The organism is Erwinia sp. V71, from assembly GCF_965644245.1.
In the GTDB taxonomy this organism is placed as follows: domain Bacteria; phylum Pseudomonadota; class Gammaproteobacteria; order Enterobacterales; family Enterobacteriaceae; genus Erwinia.
This window is the reverse complement of the sequence record NZ_CBFFRK010000005.1, coordinates 44,636-67,691: the sequence shown is the minus strand read 5'-3', so window position 1 is coordinate 67,691 and position 23,056 is coordinate 44,636. Positions and strand designations below refer to the sequence as shown.

The 23,056-nt window shown below is 54.7% G+C and carries 22 protein-coding genes; 11 read left to right on the top strand and 11 right to left on the bottom strand.

The window, feature by feature from the left end; genetic code table 11:
- The first annotated feature begins 52 nt into the window (after window positions 1-52).
- Window positions 53-379, top strand: coding sequence for a sulfurtransferase TusE (tusE, locus tag ACSZO1_RS02155; protein WP_437609061.1), 327 nt, complete (start codon window positions 53-55; stop codon window positions 377-379).
- A 1-nt stretch (window position 380) separates the two neighbouring features.
- Here tusE and yccX read toward each other — a convergent pair whose 3' ends face one another.
- Entirely contained in the window at window positions 381-668 is a 288-nt protein-coding gene (gene yccX, locus ACSZO1_RS02150; protein ID WP_437609059.1) for an acylphosphatase, read from the bottom strand.
- Between the two features lie 236 nt (window positions 669-904).
- Here yccX and rlmI point away from each other — a divergent pair, with 236 nt between their 5' ends.
- Both rlmI and hspQ read left to right on the top strand, forming a co-directional pair.
- Window positions 905-2,095 carry a 23S rRNA (cytosine(1962)-C(5))-methyltransferase RlmI gene (rlmI, locus tag ACSZO1_RS02145; protein WP_437609057.1) on the top strand — a complete coding sequence of 397 codons (1,191 nt, stop codon included), beginning with the start codon at window positions 905-907 and terminating at the stop codon, window positions 2,093-2,095.
- A gap of 61 nt (window positions 2,096-2,156) precedes the next feature.
- The gene (gene hspQ / locus ACSZO1_RS02140) at window positions 2,157-2,474 is read left to right on the top strand and encodes a heat shock protein HspQ (protein WP_437609055.1); all 318 of its coding nucleotides are present in this window, start codon (window positions 2,157-2,159) and stop codon (window positions 2,472-2,474) included.
- Window positions 2,475-2,494: 20 nt separating this feature from the next.
- On the opposite strand, the gene ACSZO1_RS02135 is transcribed toward hspQ, so the two are convergent.
- The gene (locus tag ACSZO1_RS02135; RefSeq protein ID WP_437609053.1) at window positions 2,495-2,914 is read right to left on the bottom strand and encodes a CoA-binding protein; all 420 of its coding nucleotides are present in this window, start codon (window positions 2,912-2,914) and stop codon (window positions 2,495-2,497) included.
- Window positions 2,915-3,104: 190 nt separating this feature from the next.
- Here ACSZO1_RS02135 and ACSZO1_RS02130 point away from each other — a divergent pair, with 190 nt between their 5' ends.
- Both ACSZO1_RS02130 and mgsA read left to right on the top strand, forming a co-directional pair.
- Window positions 3,105-3,734 carry a DUF2057 family protein gene (locus ACSZO1_RS02130; RefSeq protein ID WP_437609051.1) on the top strand — a complete coding sequence of 210 codons (630 nt, stop codon included), beginning with the start codon at window positions 3,105-3,107 and terminating at the stop codon, window positions 3,732-3,734.
- 72 nt (window positions 3,735-3,806) lie between these two features.
- Entirely contained in the window at window positions 3,807-4,265 is a 459-nt protein-coding gene (gene mgsA, locus ACSZO1_RS02125) for a methylglyoxal synthase (RefSeq protein WP_437609049.1), read from the top strand.
- 37 nt (window positions 4,266-4,302) lie between these two features.
- Here the strand turns inward: mgsA and helD are convergent, their stop codons facing one another.
- On the bottom strand, window positions 4,303-6,363 hold the full coding sequence (gene helD, locus ACSZO1_RS02120; RefSeq protein WP_437609047.1) for a DNA helicase IV: 2,061 nt from the start codon (window positions 6,361-6,363) through the stop codon (window positions 4,303-4,305).
- 149 nt (window positions 6,364-6,512) lie between these two features.
- On the opposite strand from helD, the gene ACSZO1_RS02115 reads away from it, so the two are divergent.
- A complete protein-coding gene (locus ACSZO1_RS02115) occupies window positions 6,513-6,959 on the top strand; it encodes a YccF domain-containing protein (protein ID WP_437609045.1) in 447 nt (148 codons plus the stop codon).
- Between the two features lie 17 nt (window positions 6,960-6,976).
- Window positions 6,977-9,124 carry a YccS family putative transporter gene (yccS, locus tag ACSZO1_RS02110; RefSeq protein WP_437609043.1) on the top strand — a complete coding sequence of 716 codons (2,148 nt, stop codon included), beginning with the start codon at window positions 6,977-6,979 and terminating at the stop codon, window positions 9,122-9,124.
- A 2-nt stretch (window positions 9,125-9,126) separates the two neighbouring features.
- Here the strand turns inward: yccS and ACSZO1_RS02105 are convergent, their stop codons facing one another.
- Window positions 9,127-9,738, bottom strand: coding sequence for a TfoX/Sxy family DNA transformation protein (locus ACSZO1_RS02105; protein WP_437609041.1), 612 nt, complete (start codon window positions 9,736-9,738; stop codon window positions 9,127-9,129).
- Window positions 9,739-9,951: 213 nt separating this feature from the next.
- On the opposite strand from ACSZO1_RS02105, the gene sulA reads away from it, so the two are divergent.
- Together sulA and ompA are read left to right on the top strand one after the other, a co-directional pair.
- Window positions 9,952-10,458 carry an SOS-induced cell division inhibitor SulA gene (gene sulA, locus ACSZO1_RS02100; RefSeq protein WP_437609039.1) on the top strand — a complete coding sequence of 169 codons (507 nt, stop codon included), beginning with the start codon at window positions 9,952-9,954 and terminating at the stop codon, window positions 10,456-10,458.
- A 350-nt stretch (window positions 10,459-10,808) separates the two neighbouring features.
- Window positions 10,809-11,876 (top strand): porin OmpA, encoded by a 1,068-nt coding sequence (ompA, locus tag ACSZO1_RS02095; RefSeq protein ID WP_437609037.1) that lies wholly within the window; start codon window positions 10,809-10,811, stop codon window positions 11,874-11,876.
- Window positions 11,877-11,949: 73 nt separating this feature from the next.
- Here the strand turns inward: ompA and matP are convergent, their stop codons facing one another.
- Complete coding sequence (gene matP / locus ACSZO1_RS02090) at window positions 11,950-12,408, bottom strand: macrodomain Ter protein MatP (RefSeq protein ID WP_437609035.1); 459 nt, start codon at window positions 12,406-12,408, stop codon at window positions 11,950-11,952.
- 185 nt (window positions 12,409-12,593) lie between these two features.
- On the opposite strand from matP, the gene ACSZO1_RS02085 reads away from it, so the two are divergent.
- Both ACSZO1_RS02085 and fabA read left to right on the top strand, forming a co-directional pair.
- A complete protein-coding gene (locus tag ACSZO1_RS02085) occupies window positions 12,594-14,351 on the top strand; it encodes an AAA family ATPase (protein WP_437609034.1) in 1,758 nt (585 codons plus the stop codon).
- A gap of 68 nt (window positions 14,352-14,419) precedes the next feature.
- A complete protein-coding gene (gene fabA / locus ACSZO1_RS02080; protein WP_437609032.1) occupies window positions 14,420-14,938 on the top strand; it encodes a bifunctional 3-hydroxydecanoyl-ACP dehydratase/trans-2-decenoyl-ACP isomerase in 519 nt (172 codons plus the stop codon).
- A gap of 60 nt (window positions 14,939-14,998) precedes the next feature.
- On the opposite strand, the gene rmf is transcribed toward fabA, so the two are convergent.
- From rmf to rlmKL, 6 genes are all read right to left on the bottom strand, one after another.
- A complete protein-coding gene (gene rmf / locus ACSZO1_RS02075) occupies window positions 14,999-15,169 on the bottom strand; it encodes a ribosome modulation factor (protein WP_437609099.1) in 171 nt (56 codons plus the stop codon).
- Between the two features lie 306 nt (window positions 15,170-15,475).
- Window positions 15,476-16,075: a membrane integrity-associated transporter subunit PqiC gene (gene pqiC, locus ACSZO1_RS02070; RefSeq protein ID WP_437609030.1), complete on the bottom strand. Its 600-nt coding sequence runs from the start codon at window positions 16,073-16,075 to the stop codon at window positions 15,476-15,478.
- Window positions 16,075-17,718, bottom strand: a complete 1,644-nt coding sequence (pqiB, locus tag ACSZO1_RS02065) for an intermembrane transport protein PqiB (protein ID WP_437609028.1) — start codon at window positions 17,716-17,718, stop codon at window positions 16,075-16,077. The genes pqiC and pqiB overlap by 1 nt, the downstream gene beginning before the upstream one ends.
- On the bottom strand, window positions 17,705-18,973 hold the full coding sequence (gene pqiA / locus ACSZO1_RS02060) for a membrane integrity-associated transporter subunit PqiA (RefSeq protein WP_437609026.1): 1,269 nt from the start codon (window positions 18,971-18,973) through the stop codon (window positions 17,705-17,707). The genes pqiB and pqiA overlap by 14 nt, the downstream gene beginning before the upstream one ends.
- A gap of 19 nt (window positions 18,974-18,992) precedes the next feature.
- Entirely contained in the window at window positions 18,993-20,900 is a 1,908-nt protein-coding gene (locus ACSZO1_RS02055; RefSeq protein WP_437609024.1) for an ABC transporter ATP-binding protein, read from the bottom strand.
- 5 nt (window positions 20,901-20,905) lie between these two features.
- The gene (rlmKL, locus tag ACSZO1_RS02050; protein WP_437609022.1) at window positions 20,906-23,023 is read right to left on the bottom strand and encodes a bifunctional 23S rRNA (guanine(2069)-N(7))-methyltransferase RlmK/23S rRNA (guanine(2445)-N(2))-methyltransferase RlmL; all 2,118 of its coding nucleotides are present in this window, start codon (window positions 23,021-23,023) and stop codon (window positions 20,906-20,908) included.
- Window positions 23,024-23,056: the final 33 nt, after the last annotated feature.

Sequence of the window (23,056 nt, the reverse complement as noted above, 5' to 3'; positions counted from 1 at the left end):
GCCTGCGCGAAAGTTTGGTAAACTGTGCAGCGTAAATCGTGGAGGTAAAAGCGTGTTATTTGAAGGCAGAGAAATTGAGCGCGATGCACAGGGCTATCTGAAACAGGTGAGCGACTGGAGTGAAGCGCTGGCGCAGCAGATTGCAGCGGAAGAAGGCATCGAGATGAACGATGCGCACTGGGAAGTGGTGCACTTTGTGCGTGAGTTTTACCTGGAGTTTAATACCTCCCCTGCGGTGCGCATGCTGGTAAAAGCCATGGCAAACAAGTTTGGCGAAGAAAAAGGCAACAGCCGTTATCTGTTCCGTCTGTTCCCTGACGGCCCGGCAAAGCAGGCAACCAAAATAGCCGGCCTGCCTAAACCGGTAAAATGTCTCTGAGTTAACCTGTGGTAAAGCTGTGCGGTAAGGATGCAGGGTGATGTGGTTCGGTCAATACTTTATCCACCCGCGCACTGCGTGGCCCGCCAGCTTTCAGCCAGTCCACCAGCTCATCAACCTGCTCCGCCGCGCCACAGGCCAGCACTTCCACACTGCCGTCAGCAAGATTGTGCGCATAGCCGGTTAAACCGAGTTTTTTCGCCTGCGCCTGCGTAAAGTAACGAAACCCAACTCCCTGCACCATGCCGTATATCCATGCTTTAATACATTTTTCACTTGCGGCATTCATGATGGCCTCCGGTTATTCGCTGCGGTTTATCTCTGCATTGTAGAACATCAAATAATAAGCTCGTAATATCATAGGGTTGTTTTCAGCAACAACCGCAGTGCATAAAATACGTGCTCTGCATCTCACTGCATCTTTCCACCACACGAAGCCTGATTGCCCTGCCCGACGGCGCCATTTGCATTTTTATCCGCAGCACCGGACAATATGCGCTAATTTTTCCTCAGAAACAGAGCACTATGACCGTTCGATTGATTCTCGCTAAGGGCCGTGAAAAGTCCCTGCTCCGCCGCCACCCATGGGTCTTTTCCGGCGCGGTAGCGCGTATGGAAGGTAAAGCCAGCAGTGGTGAAACCATTGATATTTGTGACAGCCACGGTAAATGGCTGGCGCGCGCCGCCTATTCACCACAGTCACAGATCCGCGCACGCGTGTGGAGCTGGCAGGCCGATGAATCCATCGATATCGATTTCTTTGTGCGCCGTTTGCAGGCCGCGCAAAAATTGCGTGACTGGCTGGCAGAGCGCGATGATCTCGACAGCTATCGCCTGATCGCCGGTGAATCCGATGGTCTGCCTGGTGTGACGATTGATCGCTTCGGTAACTTTCTGGTCCTGCAGCTGCTCTCCGCGGGCGCAGAGTACCAGCGTGCACCGCTGATTGCTGCGCTGGGCCAGTGTTACCCCGAGTGCGCCATCTACGATCGTTCCGATGTTGCGGTACGCAAAAAAGAGGGGCTGGAACTGACGCAGGGCGTGGTGCTGGGCGAGCTGCCGCCACCACTGTTGCCGATTACCGAGCATGGCATGAAACTGCTGGTGGATATTCAGACCGGCCATAAAACCGGTTACTACCTCGATCAGCGTGACAGCCGTCTGGCAACGCGTCGCTATGCGAAAGACCGCCGCGTGCTGAACTGCTTCTCATATACCGGCGGCTTCGCGGTTTCCGCACTGATGGGCGGTTGTAAAGAGGTGATCAGCGTTGACACGTCGCAGGCTGCGCTGGATGTGGCAAAGCAGAATGTGGAACTGAACCAGCTCGACCTGTCAAAAGCGCAATTCCTGCGTGATGATGTGTTCAAACTGCTGCGGACCTATCGCGACAGCGGCGAGAAATTTGATCTGATCGTCATGGACCCGCCAAAGTTTGTTGAAAACAAGAACCAGCTGGCGGGCGCCTGCCGGGGCTACAAGGATATCAATATGCTGGCGATGCAGCTGCTGAATCCGGGCGGCATGCTGCTGACCTTCTCCTGCTCCGGCTTAATGACGACTGATTTATTTCAGAAAATTATCGCCGATGCCGCACTGGATGCGCAGCGTGATGTACAATTTATAGAGCAGTTCCGTCAGGCAGCCGATCACCCGGTGATCGCCAGCTATCCCGAAGGTCTGTATCTGAAAGGATTTGCCTGCTGCGTGCTGTAACTTGAAAACAGTGTCCCTGCCCCCATCTTTGTGGCAGGGCAATGTTTCTCAGGAGGTTACCATGATTGCCAGTAAATTCGGTATTGGACAGCAGGTCCGCCATAAACAGCTGGGGTTTCTCGGCGTGGTGGTGGACGTCGATCCAGAATATTCCTTAGCCGAGCCAGATATCGAAGAGATAGGCGACAGTGAAGCGCTGCGTTCTGCCCCCTGGTATCATGTCGTGACAGAGGACGATGATGGTCGCCCAATGCATACCTATCTGGCCGAGTCACAGCTTTCCTGGGAAGCACAGGCAGAACACCCGGAACACCCCTCACTTGATGAACTGGCAGCGTCGATTCGCAAGCAGTTGCTGGCACCACGCCTGCGCCACTAATCGCCGCGCCAGATCGACGGTTATCCGGCTTTCGCCAGGCCCAGACGCGGAATTTCAATTTTTGGACAGCGATCCATCACGACTGTCAGCCCGGCTTCACCCGCCAGCACGGCTGCCTGTTCATTAATCACGCCGATTTGCAGCCACAGCGTCTTCGCACCGATGGCAATCGCCTGTTGTGCCACTTCCCACGCGGCTTCCGCATTGCGGAACACATCGACCATATCAATGGCATGCGGGATGTCGTCCAGCGTGGCGTAAACCTGCTGCCCCAGCAGCTGCTGACCTGCCAGCTTCGGACTGACCGGCGTCACCTGATACCCCTGCGCCAGCAGATAAGCCATCACACCATAACTGGGACGCGCAGGATTATCGCTGGCGCCAACCAGCGCGATGGTTTTAGTGGTCTTCAGCACGTCCGCAATTGTTTGATCGTTCATATCTCACTCCTGTTGCGATGATTGCAAACATTTTAGGTGATCTGTGGTCGAATGAAGAGGAATAAAGCGGAAGCGGTTTTTTTTCCGGCGCAATAGCACGAATAAATATGTTTAAATGTTAATATGCTGCCATAATGTAAGAAATTGCTACATTCGTTGCGTTACAGGTTCCATACCCTCTGGAGTGAAGATGAAACTGCGTCTGGTGCTGTCAGGTATCATAGCCCTGCTGATTGCTGCCTCCTGTCAGGCGACTACGCTCAAGCTGGCGCCAGAGATTGAGCTGCTGGTGCTGGACGGACGAAAAATTTCAGGTTCACTGCTGAAAGGCGCAGAAGGTCTTGAACTGGAGCGCGGCGAACATCAGTTTCTGTTTCGCATCGAGAAAACCGTTGGCAGCAGTAACCGCCAGTATGTGTCCGCCCCAATGATCGCAACGTTCAACGCACAAACACAGGCCGTGACTATCCGTCTGCCCGCATTACAAAATCACAGTGACGTGAAGAAGTTTGAGCGCACACCTGATTTTCAGCTGATTGATGAACAGGGCAACGAAATTGCCAGCAGGCGCGATCGGCTGCTGAACGGGCATGAAAGCGATCTCGAACAGGCGATGATCACCTATAACCGCACTGGCAAAGTCGCCTCGGTTCCCCGTTTTGCTCAGCCACACGCCGCCGCCAGCGTCTCCGCACCGGTTGGCGATTTGGCGCTGAACCAGACGTCCGCTGAACGTCTGCTGAATCTGTGGTTCCATCAGGTGGATTCCGCTACCCGTCAGCGTCTGCTTTTGTGGATGAAGGCACTGCGCGCAAGTTGATGTTTCCGCGCAAGCAGCGGTAAACTCAGGGCATTTACTCAATGACCTCCCCTACGCCAACAGGATGCCTGAATGGAGCAAACACGTCGTACTATCCATAAATCCAAACATATTGCGTTAGTCGCCCACGATCACTGTAAATCTTCTCTGCTGCAATGGGTCTCTACGCACCAGTCTCTGTTGCAGGCTCATACACTGTATGCCACTGGCACCACGGGTAATCTGATTCAGCGTGAAACCGGCTTAGCGGTAAACGCGATGCTGAGCGGCCCGATGGGCGGCGATCAGCAGGTAGGCGCGCTGATTGCGGAAGGAAAAATTGATCTGCTGATTTTCTTCTGGGACCCGCTGAACGCTGTACCGCACGATCCCGATGTTAAAGCGCTGCTGCGCCTTGCCACGGTGTGGAATATCCCGGTCGCGACCAACCGCTCCACCGCCGATTTCCTGATCTGCTCACCGCTGTTTGCTGAGCAGGTGGAAATCGATATCCCCGATTATCAGCGCTACCTGAAAGAACGTCTGCAATAAATGCTGCCGGCCAGCCATACGCTGGCCGCAACAACGTTTAAGGTTTGCGTAACAGCGGAACACCCAGCCGCTTAAACTGTTCAACAAATACTGACGGCTGCTCAGCAGAGAACAACAACCACACCTGCTGTTTTGCCCGGGTGATCGCCACATAAGCCAGACGGCGCTCTTCCGCATCCGGGAAATCCTCCGGTTGCGGCAACAATCCCTGTTCCATCACAGACTCGCGCGCGGCGGCCGGAAAACCATCTTTGCCGTCCTGCAACCCCAGAATAATCACATAATCCGCCTGCTGTCCTTTACTGGCATGAATGGTCATAAAGTCAATGTGCAGTTTCGGCCAGCGGGTATGCGCTTTCTCCAGCAACTCCGGACGCAAATGATGATAGCGCGCCAGCAGCAGCACCCGCTCCTCCGGCCCGGCATAGCCGCTGATTTTATTCAGCAGCGCTTCCAGTTGTGCCTCCGGCAGTAACGAGATCGATTTTTTATTGCCTTTGCTCAGGCTGTTTAGCGGTTTCGCCAGCTGATGAGGGTTTTGCTGGACAAACTGGTTAGCAATCTCGCCAATGCGATCGTTAAAGCGGTAAGTCGTGTCGAGCACACAGCGGTCGCCCTCACCAAAATGGTGGTGGAATGCAGTTGTCAGGGTCATCTCTGCGCCGCTGAAGCGATAGATCGCCTGCCAGTCATCGCCAACGGCAAAGAGTGTGGTTTGTTTATTCTGCCTGCGCAGGGCTGCCAGCAGCGCAGCCCGTTGCGGTGAAATATCCTGAAATTCATCCACCAGGATATGCTTCCACGGGCTGATAAAACGCCCTTTCTCCAGAATATTTACCGCCTGATGAATCAGGCCGGAAAAATCGACCGCCCCTTCCTCTTTCAGCGCGCTCTTCCAGGCTTTCAGCAGTGGTGCCATCAGTTTGACGCGTTTACTGAACAGATCGCGCACCTCTTCCGGCGCCGACTCGATCATCGCCGCCTGCGCGCCGCCATGCATGCGCATTAATCCCAGCCAGCGTTCAAGCCGGCTGGAGAGACGCTGCGCCAGACGGTCATTCTGCCAGTAGTCGCCCTCTGCCAGCTCCCACTCCAGCTCATCGCGCAGCCATTGCCGCCAGCCATTCGCCTGCGCTTTTTTCTCACTGCACTGCTGCCGCCAGGTGGCGATCAGCAGCTCACGACGATGACTGCTGTCGGTTTCCAGTTTACTGATCGCCGGGGCTTTATTGCTGCCCTGCTGAATGATGTGCAGCGCCAGTGAGTGGAACGTCCGCGCCTCAATGCCGTCAGCATTGCCCTGCAGGCGACTCTCAATCCGCTCATTCATCTCTTGCGCCGCCTGACGACCAAAAGCCAGCAGCAGAATCTGTTGTGGTGTCGCCAGCTTACGCATCAGCAACCAGCCCGCCCGTGCCACCAATACCGACGTTTTGCCGCTGCCCGCCCCCGCCAGCACCAGCAATGCATCTTCACCATTGACCACTGAACGCGCCTGCGAAGGATTGAGCGGCGAAGTCTCCACCGTGTTGAAGAAACTGGCATACTGCACCAGCATACGCTCAGTCCACTGCGCATTGCGCGTGGCCAGCTGTTTCTCACCGTCGCGCAGCCACTGCTGGCAGAACCGATACAGTTCGCGGCAGTTATCAAACTCTTCCAGCCGCTCAACAGGTAATGGCAATGCAGCAAAGGTTTTGCTGATCGTGCCAGCCAGATCGCTCAGTTCGCTGCGCTTCAGCCAGCGATCCTGCTGTTCGAAACGCTGCACATTATCGACCGCCTGTTGCAGCGCACCGGCGCTGACGTCGCTCATTTCTGCGCTCCAGCCCTGCCAGGCTTTCTGCAGATAATGATAAAAACGCTGTGTCTCCTGCCACTCAGTGCCGTGCAGCCGCACCACTTTATTCTCCGGCAGGGTAAACTCCAGTTCCCCCCATACCAGACCGCGTTTGCAGGCTATAGCAAGCAGTTGATTGAACGGGATAAGATACTCATGTTTTTCACCGCTGACTTCGACGCCGGCCGTCAGTAACCGCACCCGATTGTAAGGATGTTGTGCCAGGTGTTTGCCCAGCGACGTTGATTTAAGTTCCATGCAGATTGCCCATGTCGCGGTGTTATTGTCCATTCATCAGTTTAACGGGCGGGAGTTTACCGCTCCACTGTTAAAACAGTGGTAATATACGGTTATCTCAGTGAATTGTCTGATTGCTGTTACAGCGTACTGATCAAGGAAGCCCTTTTATGCGTACTGTGCTCAACATTCTCAATTTTATTCTTGGCGGTTTCTTTACCACCCTGTCCTGGCTGCTGGTGACGCTGGTCAGCATTGTGCTGATTTTTACGCTGCCGCTGACCCGCTCCTGCTGGGAAATCACTAAGCTCTCGCTGCTGCCTTACGGTAACGAAGCCGTGCATGTGGATGTTCTCTATCCTGACAATAAAAGCACCCTGATGAATTCGGGTGGAACCGTGCTGAATATGTTGTGGTTTGTCTTTTTTGGCTGGTGGCTGTGCCTTGCACATATCGCTGCCGGTATCGCCCAGTGTATTACCATTATTGGCATTCCGGTGGGTATCGCCAATTTCAAAATTGCCGCCATCGCACTGTGGCCTGTGGGCCGCCGGGTGGTTTCGGTGGAAGAGGCGCAGGCCGCTCGCGAAGCGAATGCTCGCCGTCGTTTTAACTGATGTCTGGTCCTCTCAGTATGTTTGCCATTAAGCCCGGCCTGCGCCGCTACGCCTTTAACAGCGCCTGGTTGTATAACCTGCGCATTTTGCTGGCGCTCACAGGCGCAGCAGCATTTCCCTGGTGGCTGGATCAGGTTATCTGGACCATTCCGTTGACGCTGGGCGTGGTGGCAGCCGCACTGGCTGACCTTGACGACCGCCTGAGCGGTCGTCTGCGTAACCTTCTGATTACGCTGGTCTGTTTCTGTATTGCCTCCGTCTCTATCGAGTTATTATTTCCCTTTCCGTGGCTGTTTATCTGCGGGCTGGCGTTGTCGACCTGTGGTTTTATCCTGCTGGGCGCACTCGGCCAGCGCTATGCCACCATTGCTTTCGGTGCGCTGTTAATCGCCATTTACACCATGCTGGGTATTGGCCTGTTTCCCCAGTGGTATCTGCAGCCAGCACTGCTGCTGGTAGGAGCGTTATGGTACAACCTGCTGACCCTGAGCGGTCATCTGCTGTTTCCAGTCCGGCCACTGCAGGAAAATCTGGCACGCAGTTTTGAACAGCTGGCGAATTACCTTGAAGCCAAAGCCAGCCTGTTTGACCCGGATATCGAAGCCAGCGATCACGACAACCTGATCGAAGTGGCAATGGCAAACAGCCAGTTAGTGGCCGTACTGAATCAGACCAAAAACTCCATTCAGTCACGCCTGCGCGGTGACCGTGGTCAGCGCAGCACCCGCCGCACCCTGCACTACTACTTTGTCGCGCAGGATATCCATGAACGTGCCAGTTCATCGCACGTCCAGTATCACCAGTTGCGTGGTGATTATCGCTACAGCGAAATTCTGTTCCGTTTTCAACGCCTGCTGCATATGCAGGCAAAAGCCTGCCATCAGCTGGCCAGCTGCATACTGTTCCGCGAGCCATACCAGCATGACAGCCGCTTTGAACGCGCGTTTCACCATTTGCAGGAAGCCCTGGCGCGTCTACAGGCAGAGCAGCCGCAGGAAAGCAAAATCAACGCGATGCACTATCTGCTGAGCAATTTAAAAGCTATTGATGCTCAGCTGGCTACGATTGAATCCGAGCAGGCGCTGGAACAGGGCCAGGCCGGGGAAGATAACAGCCTCGCCAGCGAGGGGCTGACGGGCTGGAGCGATATTCGCCTGCGTATCAGCCGCCATCTGACCCCGGAATCGGCGCTGTTTCGTCACGCGGTGCGCATGTCACTGGTGCTGTGCGTCGGTTATGCTTTTATTCAGTTGACCGGGCTGCAGCATGGCTACTGGATACTGCTGACCAGCCTGTTTGTGTGTCAGCCGAACTATAATGCCACCCGCCGCCGTCTGGCACTGCGTATCCTGGGAACCCTGGCCGGAATTGCCGTCGGCTTGCCCGTGCTATGGCTGGTACCTTCTGCCGACGGGCAGCTGATATTGATCGTGCTGAGCGGCGTGCTGTTTTTCGCCTTCCGCAATATTCGTTATGCGCATGCCACACTGTTTATCACCCTGCTGGTACTTCTCTGCTTTAATCTGCTGGGAGAAGGGTTTGAAGTTGCCGTTCCGCGTATTATCGACACGTTGCTGGGTTGCGGCATCGCCTGGCTGGCGGTGAGTTTTATCTGGCCGGACTGGAAGTTCCGTCGTTTGCCTGCCGTCACCGAACGCACCCTGAATGCCAACTGCCGCTATCTCGATGCCATTCTGGTGCAATACCTTCAGGGCAAAGACAATCGTCTGGACTACCGTATCGCCCGGCGTGACGCGCATAACAGCGATGCGGAGCTGGCGTCAGTCGTCTCCAATATGGCAACCGAGGCACGCCGCAACCCGGCGTTACTGGAATCCGCGTTCCGCTTGCTGTGCCTGAATCACTCTTTTCTCAGCTATATCTCCGCACTGGGCGCGCATCGCGAGAAACTCACCAACCCGGCGATGCTTAGCCTGCTGGATGACGCAGTATGTTATGCCGATGGCGTACTGCAGGTGGAAAGTGTCAGTGAACAGCGTGCCGGAAAGCTGCTGGATGATCTTGCTACACGAATCACGCAATTCACTCCGGCGGCAGAAACAAAAGAGCCACTGGTATTACAGCAGGTGGGATTGCTGGTGGCCCTTTTACCTGAGATTGCCGCATTAAAGAAACAGTTAACACAGGTGCCTGCGGTGCAATAGCGCTACTCGCTGCGTGTTTTATTGTTGCGATTAAACCAGTTACGCAACTCTTCCTGTACGGCGCCAGGCAGCGCCGCCAGATGAGTACCGGTAATCGCGCCTTCCAGCGCAAACAGTGTGGCGATGCCGAGATGCTTGTGTGCGGCTTTCAGTTTCAGCCAGCAGCGCCGGGAGCCCTCCGCGCACAGAGACTGTACGCTGCAAATCCCCACCTGGCGCAGCATCATCTCCAGTCGCAGCCCGACATTCGGCAGATCCTTGAGGCGCGGATTCGCGATCTTTTCCTGATACTGGTGTCGCGCATGGCTGAGCGCACAACGTGACAATGCCAGCAACGTATCTGGCTGTGCCCAGAGCGCATCATCGACGCGAAAATAGTTGAGGGAAACCGGCATACCACGCTTGTGCAATACCAGCCGTGGCACCTCCGCTTCAACAATATATGACTGCATCTGTTCGCAGGCGCGCAAATAGAGCTCGCCCTCCGCCACCACCGCAAACACAATGTTTTCCACCGCGAGACTATAGCCACCGAACTGGGTACGCGTATCAATTTTCCCCAACGGCGCGAGATAATGTTTCGACTGTGCAATCCTTTGTTTAGTGTTATGCATGCAAACCTCCTTCAGCATGACCATTAGAGGATAAAAAAACCCACCTTTACATGACATTAGAAAATATTCAAATCAGGTAACAGGTTCAATCAATAAATGTCTTTGCAGTGATTTTTCATTTTAATCTGCGAGATGTTTTCAAAAATTGAGGTTGATCTTTGCCCACAACACCGTTACTGTATATTCATACAGTAACATTGCGAGCGAACAAACATGCGTACTCATTTACTGAAAACTCAATCTGCTAATGCTGTGATTCATACCGCACCGCGCACCAGTGCCGCATCTGCTTCTTCTGGCGGCTGGATTAGTGAACTGACCTACAGTGAAGACCAACCGGGCATGACACAAATGCTGCTTCTCCCCCTGCTGCAGCAACTGGGTACGCAGTCTCGCTGGCAACTGTGGTTAACTCCGCCGCATAAACTCAGCCGCCGCTGGTTACAGCAGTCCGGCCTGCCACTGAATAAAGTGATGCAGATCCCACAGACGGCGGAAATCTGTACCGTTGATGCCATGATTAAAGCCCTGCAGACCGGCAATTACAGTGTGGTATTAGGCTGGTTACCGGATGAGATCGATGATGAGGATCGCCGTCGTCTGAATGAAGCGGCCTCAATGGGCCAGGCGCTGGGTTTGATTATGCGACCGCAATACCGGATTGCATCATCCGCGAGACCGGCAAGTGCGTTAAAAATTCACTCGACTTTGTATCATTAAGTAAAAATGAGATTTTTCTCAGCGTGATTATCGTCTCATCTTCCGATAAACCACTGATTCTGCTCTGACGCGGCTGAACAATGAGTTAGCCGCATCGCCAACGGGATTTTATCGCACAGAATCCCCCTTCAAATGTGTAAAATTATGTACGAAACCCTGATTTTTTACCGACCTGCATCACATCCTACTTGTAAGTTTGCTGTTACGCTGTAGACTTTATCTCGCCAGGGTGCTCAATAACCTCCGTTTTATCGGAAGAGTAATAATCGAGCTTTATAACCCGGCGAAGGATTTAACCAAGGGCTTAATTTAAAGCTCATTGCCTATTTGGATGATAACGAGGCGCAAAAATGAAAAAGACAGCTATCGCAATTGCAGTGGCACTGGCTGGCTTCGCTACCGTAGCGCAGGCCGCTCCGAAAGATGACACCTGGTACACCGGTGCTAAACTGGGCTGGTCTCAGTACCATGACGTTGGTTTCGACGGCAACGGCTATGTAAACAACAACGGCCCAACCCACGAAAATCAACTGGGCGCGGGTGCATTCGCAGGTTACCAGGCTAACCCATACCTGGGCTTCGAACTGGGTTATGACTGGTTGGGTCGTATGCCTTATAAAGGCAGCGAAATCAACGGCGCATTCAAAGGTCAGGGCGTTCAGCTGGCAGCTAAATTAAGCTACCCAATCGCTGACGATCTGGACCTGTACACCCGTCTGGGTGGTATGGTATGGCGTGTTGACTCTAAACAAGACAACAACGGCGTTCGCACCAGCGACCACGACACCGGCGTTTCTCCGCTGGCTGCAGTTGGTGTTGAATACGCACTGACCCGTGACCTGGCTGCCCGCCTGGACTACCAGTGGGTTAACAACATCGGTGACCGTGCTACCGTTGGTGCACGTCCAGACAACTCCATGCTGAGCCTGGGCCTGTCCTACCGTTTCGGTCAGGAAGCAGAAGCTGCGCCAGCTCCGGCACCAGCTCCAGCTCCAGCTCCAGTTGTTGAAACCAAGCGTTTCACTCTGAAGTCTGACGTGCTGTTCAACTTCAACAAAGCAACCCTGAAACCAGAAGGTCAGCAGGCTCTGGATCAGCTGTACAGCCAGCTGAGCTCTCTGGACCCGAAAGACGGTTCTGTGGTTGTTCTGGGTTACACCGACCGTATCGGTTCCGAGCAGTACAACCAGAAACTGTCTGAGCAGCGCGCTCAGTCTGTGGTTGACTACCTGGTATCTAAAGGTATCCCAGCTTCTAAAATCTCCGCTCGTGGCCAGGGTAAATCTAACCCAGTTACCGGCAGCACCTGTGACAGCGTGAAAGGCCGTAACGCCCTGATCGAATGTCTGGGTCCAGACCGTCGCGTAGAGATCGAAGTGAAAGGCATCAAAGACGTTGTAACTCAGCCTCAGGCTTAAGTTATCACGTAACAAAAACCCCGCCACGGCGGGGTTTTTTATTGGTGTTGTGTACCTGCGAAGGAAAGGGATATCAGTTTTCAGGCTTACCCAGCATATCCTGCAACCCCTGCTTCAGCGACGACATCTGGCTGGCGTACTGTTCTTTACGCTCGGCATCTTCAATCAGCTGCACAATGGTTTCTGACAGCGTACAGTGACGACGTTGCGCCAGACCTGCCAGCCTCTGCCACACCAGATATTCCAGATCGATAGACTTCTTACGGGTATGCTGATGTTCAGCATTAAAATGCCGCTTACGACGCGCACGAATGGTTTGCTTCATGCGGTTTTCCAGTGCTGGATTCATATGCAGCTTAATCCACTGCAATACCTCCACCGGACGATTTTCCAGAGCCAGTAACGCGTCTACCGCTTCCTGCGCTGCGCTGGTCTCGATATGGCGCGTGATCAACTCCCCTTCCCGGTGTTTTTTCACCAGGTAGGTCCATTTCCATCCACTTTCAAGGTTTTCGAGTTGCTGATATTTCATCGGGATCTCATCGTGACCACGTAACAAGCTAAGAATAACAGCTTTTTTCTGGCTTGCGGCAGAGAAAAAGAGATGATTAAACAGGATCAGATTTCCGGCAGGGCAAAATGCATCTCTACGGTGCTTAACCGGCTGAAATCTTGTATAATCGCGCTTTTCCTTAATTCAGATAAATTCGGATAACTTTGACCAGCAACCGACTTGAATGGCGCGCCCTGCAGCCCGATACTGACAGCTTCCAGCCTCTTTTTTCCCGGTCATTTGATGACGACGATGCAGATTGTCTGGCTGCGGTGCAGCCCCGTCTAATCAATGCGTTAGGCTTACTGCAACTTTCATCGGCAGCCTTCCCGTTGATGCTGGTAAAAACAGCCGAGAGCCACGATTACCTCACCTTACTGGCCGATGCCCTGCGCAGTACCAGCGAGGAAGAGGATGATACCGTTTACGGCGGTCAGTATACGATTGACGAGCGTCACGTGAGCTGGCAACCAGCCAGTGTGGCGGATGAACGTTTTGCCAGCCACGGTGAAACGCATTTTGCTGACTGGATTGAAGCGGAACAGCTGTTTGGCTGCGTGCGTGTTTATCAGGATAACATTCAGCTCGAACCCGGCCTGCTACATCGCGTTAATGGCGGCACGCTGGTGCTGTCACTGCGCAGCGTCCTGGCGCAGCCGCTGTTATGGCTGCGTCTGAAACAGATTATCAGTCGCCAGCGTTTCGACTGGCTGTCACCAGATGAAACCCGCCCTTTGCCCGTTTCCATTCCTTCCATGCCAATGCAGTTCCGCCTGGTGCTGAGCGGCGAGCGTGATGCGCTGGCAGATTTTCAGGAAATGGAACCGGAGCTGGCATCACTCTGCATCTACAGTGAGTTTGAAGAAAATCTGCAGATCGCAGATGAAGAAGAGCTGACTCTGTGGTGCCAGTGGACACAACATCTCGCCCGCACCGCGGGGCTTCCGCCGCTTAATGCCGATTTCTGGCCAGTGCTGTTCCGTGAAGCCACCCGCTATACCGGCGATCAATACACGCTGCCACTGTGTCCGGACTGGCTGAACCGCCAGCTGCGTGAAGCAGCACTGTACAGCGAGGACGAGCAGATTACCGCAGCCAGTCTCAGCGCAGCCCTGGATGCACGCGTGTGGCGGGAGAGTTATCTGTCAGAACGTGTGCGTGATGAGATCCTGCTGGATCAGATTCTGATCGAGACCGAAGGCGAAGTGACTGGCCAGATCAATGGCCTGTCCGTGATTGAATTCCCCGGCCACCCGCGCGCTTTCGGTGAACCTTCACGTATTAGCTGTGTTGTGCATGCTGGCGACGGCGAATTTACTGACGTCGAGCGCAAAGCCGAGCTGGGCGGTAACATCCATGCCAAAGGCATGATGATTATGCAGGCCTATCTGATCAGTGAACTGGAACTGGAGCAGCAGCTGCCCTTCTCTGCCTCGCTGGTATTTGAGCAGTCATACAATGAAGTGGATGGCGACAGCGCTTCCCTTGCGGAGTTGTGTGCTCTGATCAGTGCGCTGGCGAACCAGCCGATTAGCCAGCATATTGCGGTAACGGGTTCTGTCGACCAGTTTGGTAATGTCCAGCCAGTCGGCGGGCTGAACGAAAAAATTGAAGGATTCTTTGAGATTTGCCGCCAGCGCGAGCTGAGCGGGAAACAAGGGGTGATCATTCCCGCCAGCAATGTCCGCCATCTTAGTCTGCATCAGAACGTGGTGGATGCCGTGCGCGATGGTCAGTTCCATATCTGGGCGGTCAACAGTGCGGACGAAGCACTGCCATTGTTGACCGGAGTAGAGTGGGATAAAGAAAATGCACCCTGTCTGCTACGATCTATTCAGGAGCGCATTGCCCAAATTCAACAGCAGGACGCACGCCAGCGTCCCTGGCCGCTGCGTTGGGTTAACTGGTTTAACCACAGCTGATCGGAGTTGTTCAGCTTACACCTGTTAGCTAACCTTCGTGATTCACTAAAATAAGGCTTATTGAGAACATGGTAGATAAACGCGAATCCTATACAAAAGAAGACCTGATTGCTTCTGGTCGCGGCGAACTGTTTGGCGCCGAGGGCCCTCCGTTGCCAGCCGGTAATATGCTGATGATGGACCGCGTGGTGAAGATGACTGAAACCGGCGGTAACTTTGATAAAGGTTACGTGGAAGCAGAACTGGATATCAATCCGGACCTGTGGTTCTTCGCCTGCCACTTTATCGGCGACCCGGTCATGCCAGGCTGCCTGGGCCTGGATGCCATGTGGCAGCTTGTTGGTTTCTACCTCGGCTGGCTGGGCGCAGAAGGCAAAGGCCGTGCGCTGGGCGTGGGTGAAGTGAAATTCACCGGCCAGGTCCTGCCAACGGCGAAAAAAGTGACTTACCGTATCCACTTCAAGCGCGTTATCAACCGTAAACTGGTAATGGGCGTGGCAGATGGTGAAGTGCTGGTCGATGGCAATGTGATTTACACCGCCACCGATCTGAAAGTGGGTCTGTTTAAAGACACCTCTGCTTTCTGATGCACTGATACAAAAACCTCCGCGCTAAGCGGAGGTTAATTTCCCTGACTGAACAGTCAGTTACGCTGCGGTAACTGCCCTGTCCTCCATGGCTTGTCGCCAACCTCCCAGCCACTGTGAGCGCGCATCGATCGTCTGATAAGGACACATCTCTTTTGAGCGCCCGCTGATTCCTGCCTGATAACCCCGTGAGTGCGCGCGTTCCATACGGTCACGTTTCTGTCTCTTCATCATGCCTCGTTTCCCTCATTTTTAGTCTGCTGGAATGTGGTTTCAAAGAAAACAGTGGTCACATAATGTGCAGCCACATCTAAGTTCTACCTGCTAAAAATAGAAAGATCAATGCGCAAAATTCACGCCAATGTCATAAATGAAGTGTAAGATTATTCTTTCTGCTGGCGCTTTTTTCTGCTTATTTTTCGCCCATCCTGCTGATTCTGCAAATAAAAAGTCCCTGACCCTCTGAGAAACACTGGCTCAGACAATCAAGGACTTACACCGGCCATACCGGCTTTGTATAGTAATGAAAAAATATTGCTACTCTAAGCGTGATAACGCATTTGCAATCTGCTGCGCTTCCTGCTGCCAGCCCTGTGCCAGCGTGCGCACCAGTGCATCATAACCATCTTCCTGTTGCGGCAGAGTAATCAGAAACGGACGTTTAATCAGGCGCTGATGGTGTTGCAGTATCCATTCCCCACTGACAATCACCTGGCCATCATAGCGTCCATGGAAGCCACTGACGGTAACATTAAGCGTGTCATAGTCCGGGCCTAAGGCAGATGACGACACAATCCAGCCCGGCAACGCCGCGCTCAGATTGCTGACCAGACGCTGTTGCAGCTGCTGATCCAGTGGGCTGGCCCACTGGTTATTGGCGGCAATCACATATTTCACATCGCTGGTCTGATAAACCACGCCATTGCCCGCCAGATAGTCCGGCACCGCGACATGTTCCACCCACAATACCGGCTGGCGGCGTTCCGCACCGCGCGTCGCTGCCAGCGAACCCGCATCAGCAGGCTGGCTGGCTTTCAGGCTGCCACTTCCCGCTGGCAGCTGATAATAGGTTGTTTCCGGTGTACTGCTGCAGGCGCTTAACACCAGTGCGGCGGACACGGCAATCCATTTCATCATTATCTGGCCCTCTTCGGCTGTGGGTCCTCACCGGGTTTGGCTTCAAACACCAGCGCATTACTCTTGTTATTCAGGGTTTTCAGCACGGGCTGCAGTTCGCGCAGCACCTGGTCCAGCCGCTGCATATCCGCCACCATCTTGTTGTAAGCCGGTGAACCTGGCTGGAAGCCCTTCATACTGCGATTCAGCTCGCGCAGCGTCTGCTGCATATCCTGCGGCAGATCCTTCATCGACTGGCTGGAGGTAATCTGGTTCAGGCTGTCGAGGGTTTTCTGCAGTTCACGCAGCGTGCGCTGGCTTTCCGCCAGAGTATTGGTCGCCTGGTTGATCATCGGATCAAGTGGCAGTGAATTGATCTTATCCAGCGTCGCCATCAGTTTCTGCTGGATCTGATTCAGGCCACCACTGGTGGTCGGAATCACCTCATAGCCGGCAATTTTATTCGGCCCGTTGTAGGCTTTAACGCTATCGTAGAAATCGAGATCGATATACAGCGAGCCGGTCAGCAGGTTGGCGGATTTCAGCGATGCACGCAGACCACGTTTTTTGCCATCCTGCAGATGCTGTTCAAGATTGAACTCGCCGCCCACCTGGGCAAGGAAACGCTCTGGCTCAATACGGATCAGCACCGGAATACGGTAATCGGTATTCAGCTCCTGATTCGCCGCACCCGGGAACTGGAATGGCGCCTGCGCCACCGTACCGAGGCGGATACCACGGAACTCGACCGGTGCCCCCGCCTGCAGGCCACGAATCGAGTCGCTGAAGAACATCACATAATCGACGTGCTCGGTGTACAGCGAATCCTGGATACTACGCTGATCGTCAAACAGCTGATATTCATCACTGTTTTTCGCCACCAGCCCCAGTTCACGGCCATCAGGAATATCGAAACTCACACCACCGCTAAACAGCGTGGTCAGCGAGCCCATCTCCACACGCATGCCGGATGCGGACATATCCACCGCAATACCGCTGTCTTTCCAGAAACGCACATTGGTGGTCACCAGACGATCGTAAGGCGCGCCAATAAACAGCTGGTAGCGCATCGCGCGCTTATCCGCATCAAAGTTGCTGGTCTCGACCGACCCCACACGATAGCCGCGGAACAGCACCGGATCGCCGGCATTTAACTGACCGGCCTTGTTACTGCTCAGAATGACACGAATACCTTTCGCATCCGGCGGTGCCAGCGGTGGCGCATCGAGCAACTGATAACTTTCCGGTTTATCACCTTTACTGCCCGGCTGCAGCTCAATATACGCGCCGGACAGCAGTGTACCGAGGCCGGTCACCCCTTCACGGCCAATCTGCGGTTTCACCACCCAGAAAGCGCTGTCGCCATGCAGCAGTTTTTCCATTCCGGTATTCAGCCGCGCTTTAATTTCCACATGATGCAAATCATCGCTCAGCACCGCACTTTCCACCACGCCAACGTCCACACTGCGGCTTTTGATCGCGGTTTTTCCCCCTTCAATCCCCTCCGCATTAGTGGTGATAAGGGTGACTTCCGGCCCCTGATGGCTGAAATGGTAAAACAGAATCCATGCCCCAATCAGAATGGTGACAATGGGAACAATCCAGACAGGCGACCAGCGTTTAATCTGCTCGACTCTGGCGACGCCGTGATTATTTTCCGTCAACGCTCGGCTCCTTCAGATTTGTTTCGCGAACTCGATCCCAGGTCAGGCGCGGGTCAAACGTCATGGCAGCGAACATTGTCAGGATCACCACCAGCGCAAACAGCAGCGCACCCACCGCCGGGTAAATGCTCATTAAACGCCCCATACGCACCAGCGCACTGAGCACAGCAATAACAAAGACGTCGATCATCGACCAGCGACCGACAAACTCCACCACCTCATAAATCAGATGCATCTTCTCGCCATCCCGGCGGCCATAACCCTGAGCATCCAGACACAGCCAGCCAATCGCCAGCATCTTCAGCGACGGCACCATAATACTGGCAATAAAAATCACCAGCGCCACCGGATACGAGCCATCGCTCCATAACAGAATGACCCCGGCCATAATGGTCGAGCTAATCTGGTTACCGAGCGCTTCCGTCACCATAATCGGCAACAGATTGGCCGGGATATACAGCAGCACCGAGGTCAGCAGCAGTGCCAGTGTCCATTGCAGGCTGTGTTTGCGGCGCGCATGCCCGGCAACGCCGCAGCGTGAACAGACACGCTGATCGACCGGCAGAATTGCGGTACAGCAGCGGCAGGAGCGCACCCCCTGCTGCAATCCACTGACGCCCGCCAGCGGCTTCACCGGCAACAGCGGCAGCGGGTCAACGCGCTGCCATAACCAGCGACGATCCACACACTGGAACGCTCGCAGTTGCAACACGCAAAACAGGCACCAGGGAATAAAGCTGGTGCCAATGCCGATCTCGCCGTAGGCCATCAGTTTGACGAAGCTCACCAGCACACCGGCGAGGAAAATCTCCGCCATACCCCAGCTCTTCAGCTGAAACAGAATGCGCGCCATCCAGCGGCGTACCGGTTCAGGTAACGGTGCCTGATTCACCAGCAGCAGGATCGCCAGCATGCAAAACGCCGGCACGCCCTGCACAAACAGCAGGAACAGCGTCGCTAGGCTGGTGTAATCTTCCGCCACCATCACCTGCGGGATTTGCATCAGGGTAATCTGGCTGCTCAGACCGGAAACCTGCATATTGACGAACGGAAACAGGTTGGCGAACAGCAACATGACGAGTGCTGAGAAAGCATAACCGGAGGGCCGCCTGCGCGGCTCCTGCCAGTTCATCACTAAGGTGGTATGACAGCGCGGGCAGCTTGCCTTGCTGCCCGGCCGGATTTCCGGCAGCTGTGTCATCAGGTCACATTGGGGACACAGCATCCACTGATGCGAGTGGTCCGACGAACACATAGCCGTTTCTCCCGTGGTATTAAGCGCCGTTCCTGAGGGATTCCAGATATTCCCAGCGCTCAAATGCGATTTCCAGTTCCTGCTCACTGTTCGCCAGCGCATCCAGCACTGGCTGCGTGACGTCACGCGGCTGGTTAAAGAAATTAGCATCACTCATCTGCGCCTGCAGATCGCCAATTTTCGTTTCCAGCTCTTCCAGTTTTTGTGGCAACTGTTCCAGTTCCCGTTGCAGGTTATAGCTTAGTTTGCTGGCAGCGCGTTTGACATTTTCTGGCTTCGCCGTTTCCTGTTTTACCGGCGCAGCAGGTTTCGCCGCCCGCGTTTGCTTATACGCAGCGCGCTGCAGCTGGGCATCGTGGTAACCACCGACAAAGCTGCCGATTTCGCCCGTACCTTCAAAGATCCAGCATTCTGTCACCGTATTGTCGACAAACTGACGATCGTGGCTGACCAGCAATACCGTGCCCTGGTAACCGTCGATCAGCTCTTCCAGCAACTCCAGCGTTTCCACATCGAGATCGTTGGTCGGTTCATCGAGGATCATCAGGTTGCTGGGTTTCAGGAACAACCGCGCCAGTAACAGACGGTTACGCTCACCACCAGACAGCGCGCGCACCGGTGTCATCGCACGTTTCGGATGGAACAGGAAGTCCTGCAGATAACCCAGCACATGGCGGGGTTTACCATTCACCAGCACTTCCTGTTTACCTTCGGCGAGGTTATCCATCACGGTGCGATCCGGGTCCAGCTCGGCACGGTGCTGATCGAAGTAGGCCACTTCCAGCTTGGTGCCGATATGTACGCGTCCGCTGTCGGCTTTCAGCTGATCCAGCATCAAACGCAGCAGTGTGGTTTTACCGCAACCGTTCGGCCCCACCAGCGCAATTTTATCGCCACGCTGCACCTGCACGGAGAAATCATTTACCAGCTGCTTACCGCCCACCGCGTAATCGACATTTTCCAGCTCAAAGACGATCTTGCCGGAGCGGCTGGCTTCACCCACCTGCATATTGGCTTTGCCCATCACTTCGCGGCGCTCAGAACGCTCACGACGCAACGCTTTCAGTGCACGCACACGTCCTTCGTTACGGGTCCGGCGTGCTTTAATGCCCTGACGGATCCAGACTTCTTCCTGCGCCAGCTTGCGGTCGAACTCGGCGTTCTGCATCTCTTCGACACGCAGCGCTTCTTCTTTGGCCAGCAGATACTGGTCATAATCGCCCGGCCAGGAAACCAGCTTGCCGCGATCGAGATCGACAATGCGCGTCGCCATATTGCGGATAAAGGAACGGTCGTGGGAAATAAACACGATGCTGCCCTGGAAGGTTTTCAGGAAACTTTCCAGCCAGTCGATGGTTTCAATATCAAGGTGGTTGGTGGGTTCATCCAGCAGCAGAACTTTTGGATTGCTGACCAGTGCACGACCCAGCGCCGCTTTACGCAGCCAGCCGCCCGACAGCGACGACAGCGCCACGTCCGCTTCCAGACCAATCTGCTGCAGCACATCGTTAATACGACTTTCCAGCTGCCACAGGTTCTGGTGGTCGAGAATGCCCTGCAACCGCGCCATTTCGTTGAGGTTTTTCTCGCTCGGATCTTCCATTACCGTATGAGAAATCGCGTGATAGGCTTTCAGATGTTCCGCCTGCTCCGCCACGCCTTCGGCGACAAAATCATATACCGAACCCTGCACATTGCGCGGCGGGTCCTGTTGCAGACGGGCGATAATCAGATCCTGTTCGTAAATGATACGTCCGTCATCCAGCGGCTGCTCGCCGTTGATGATCTTCATCAGGGTCGATTTGCCGGCACCGTTACGGCCCACCAGACAAACCCGCTCGTTCTCTTCGATATGCAGCTCAGTGTTATCCAACAGCGGCGCATCGCTGAAAGAGAGCCAGGCACCATGAATACTGATTAATGACATAAAACTTATTCCTTACCGGCGTGGGTGATCAGCCAGCAGTTATGAATGTGACGGTTACGGGCAAAATCCTGCGACTGGGTTTTGGCGGTGATCTCTTGTGCCGCCAGGCCCAGCGTCGCCAGCCCGTCGTGATCCATTTTGAATCCACGTTTGTTGTTAGAAAACATAATGGTGCCGCCGCGACGCAGCAGACGTTTCAGATCGCGCATCAGGCTCAGATGGTCGCGCTGCACGTCAAAGCTGTCTTCCATGCGTTTGGAGTTGGAGAACGTTGGCGGATCGATAAAGATCAGGTCGAACTGCTCATCGCTGTCACGCATCCAGCTCAGGCAGTCGGCCTGCATCAGGCGATGCTGACGGCCGGTTAAGCCATTCAGGCGCAGGTTGCGTTCCGCCCACTCAAGGTAGGTACGCGACATATCCACCGTGGTGGTGCTGCGCGCGCCGCCCAGCCCGGCGTGCACACTGGCGCTACCGGTGTAAGCAAACAGGTTGAGGAAGTCTTTACCCTGGCTCATCTGCCCGAGCATTTTACGCGCGATGCGGTGGTCGAGGAACAGACCGGTATCCAGGTAATCGGTCAGGTTAACCCACAGCTGCGCATCAAATTCGCGCACCTGGAAGAAATCGCCCTTCTCGCCCAGCTTCTGGTACTGATTTTTGCCTTTCTGCTTTTCGCGCGTTTTCAGCACCAGCCGGTTAGCCGGTAATTCCAGCACACTGAGGGTGGCAGCAATGACATCAAACAGACGCTGGCGCGCTTTATTCGGGTCGACGGTTTTCGGTGGCGCATACTCCTGCACCACCACCCAGTCGGCGTAGCGGTCTACCGCCACGTTGTATTCCGGCAAATCGGCGTCGTAGATACGGTAACAGTCGATACCGCTCTGTTTTGCCCATTTTTCCAGTTTCTTCAGGTTCTTACGCAGGCGATTGGCGTAATCTTCGGCAATCTGCGCCACTGCGCCACCTGACGGGTTCGCCGCCAGCTGATAGTTTTTCTGCACGCAATCCAGCGGACCGTTTTTCGCTTTAAACTGACGATCGGCACGCAGCTGCAGGCAGCTTAATAATTCTGGCGATGCACTGAACAGAGACAGATTCCAGCCGCCAAACTGCTGTTTCATGATGCGTCCCAGCTGACTGTGCAGGGCAATCAGTGCGGGTTCACTCTCCAGACGCTCGCCGTATGGCGGGTTGCTGATCACCGTACCTGCCGGGCCTTCCGGCAGCGGATTGGTCAGCTTCACCACATCCTGAGCGGTAAACGTCATCAGCTGTTCCAGCCCGGCACGACGCGCATTAGCACGTGCACGTTCCAGCACCCGGCTATCGTTGTCATAACCATAGAAGCGTGACGTGGTCTCCTGCAAACCGCGACGCGCACGCAACTGCGCCTCACTTTTCACTTCGCGCCACAGCGTGTCGTTATGCTGGTTCCAGCCAGTGAAACCCCAGTGGGTACGATGCAGACCCGGCGCACGATCGGTGGCGATCATCGCCGCTTCAATCAGCAGCGTACCAGAACCACACATCGGGTCGAGCAGTGGCGTGCCCGGCTGCCAGCCAGAGCGCTGCACAATCGCCGCCGCCAGGTTCTCTTTCAGCGGTGCCTGTCCGGCCTGCTGACGGTAACCGCGCAGATGCAGCCCCTCACCGCTGAGATCCAGCGCAATGCTGGCGTTATCGTTATTCAGCCAGACATTGACGCGGATATCGGGCAGCTCGCGATCCACATTCGGGCGCGGCAGATTTTTGCGCGTAAAGCTGTCAACAATGGCATCTTTCACTTTCAGCGCGCCAAACTGGCTGTTGCGGATCACCTCACTGGTGCCGCTAAAGTGCACCGCGAAGGTTTTGTCGCTGTCGAACATCGCGGTCCAGTCGATGGCCTGTGCACCCAGATACAGATCCAGGTCGCTCCACACACCGCATTCGCCCAGTGGCAGCAGGATACGCGACGCCAGACGGCTCCACATCAGGCTCTGATAGAGTAAACGATCGTCTCCGTCAAAATGCACCCCGCCCTGCACGACCCGGCACTCCTGGGCGCCCAGCGCTTCCAGTTCACTTTTTAACAGCTCTTCGAGCCCACGCGCCGTACTGGCAAACAGAGAATTCATATCGTCACTTACTGTCCTGAGAAAATTGTTGCG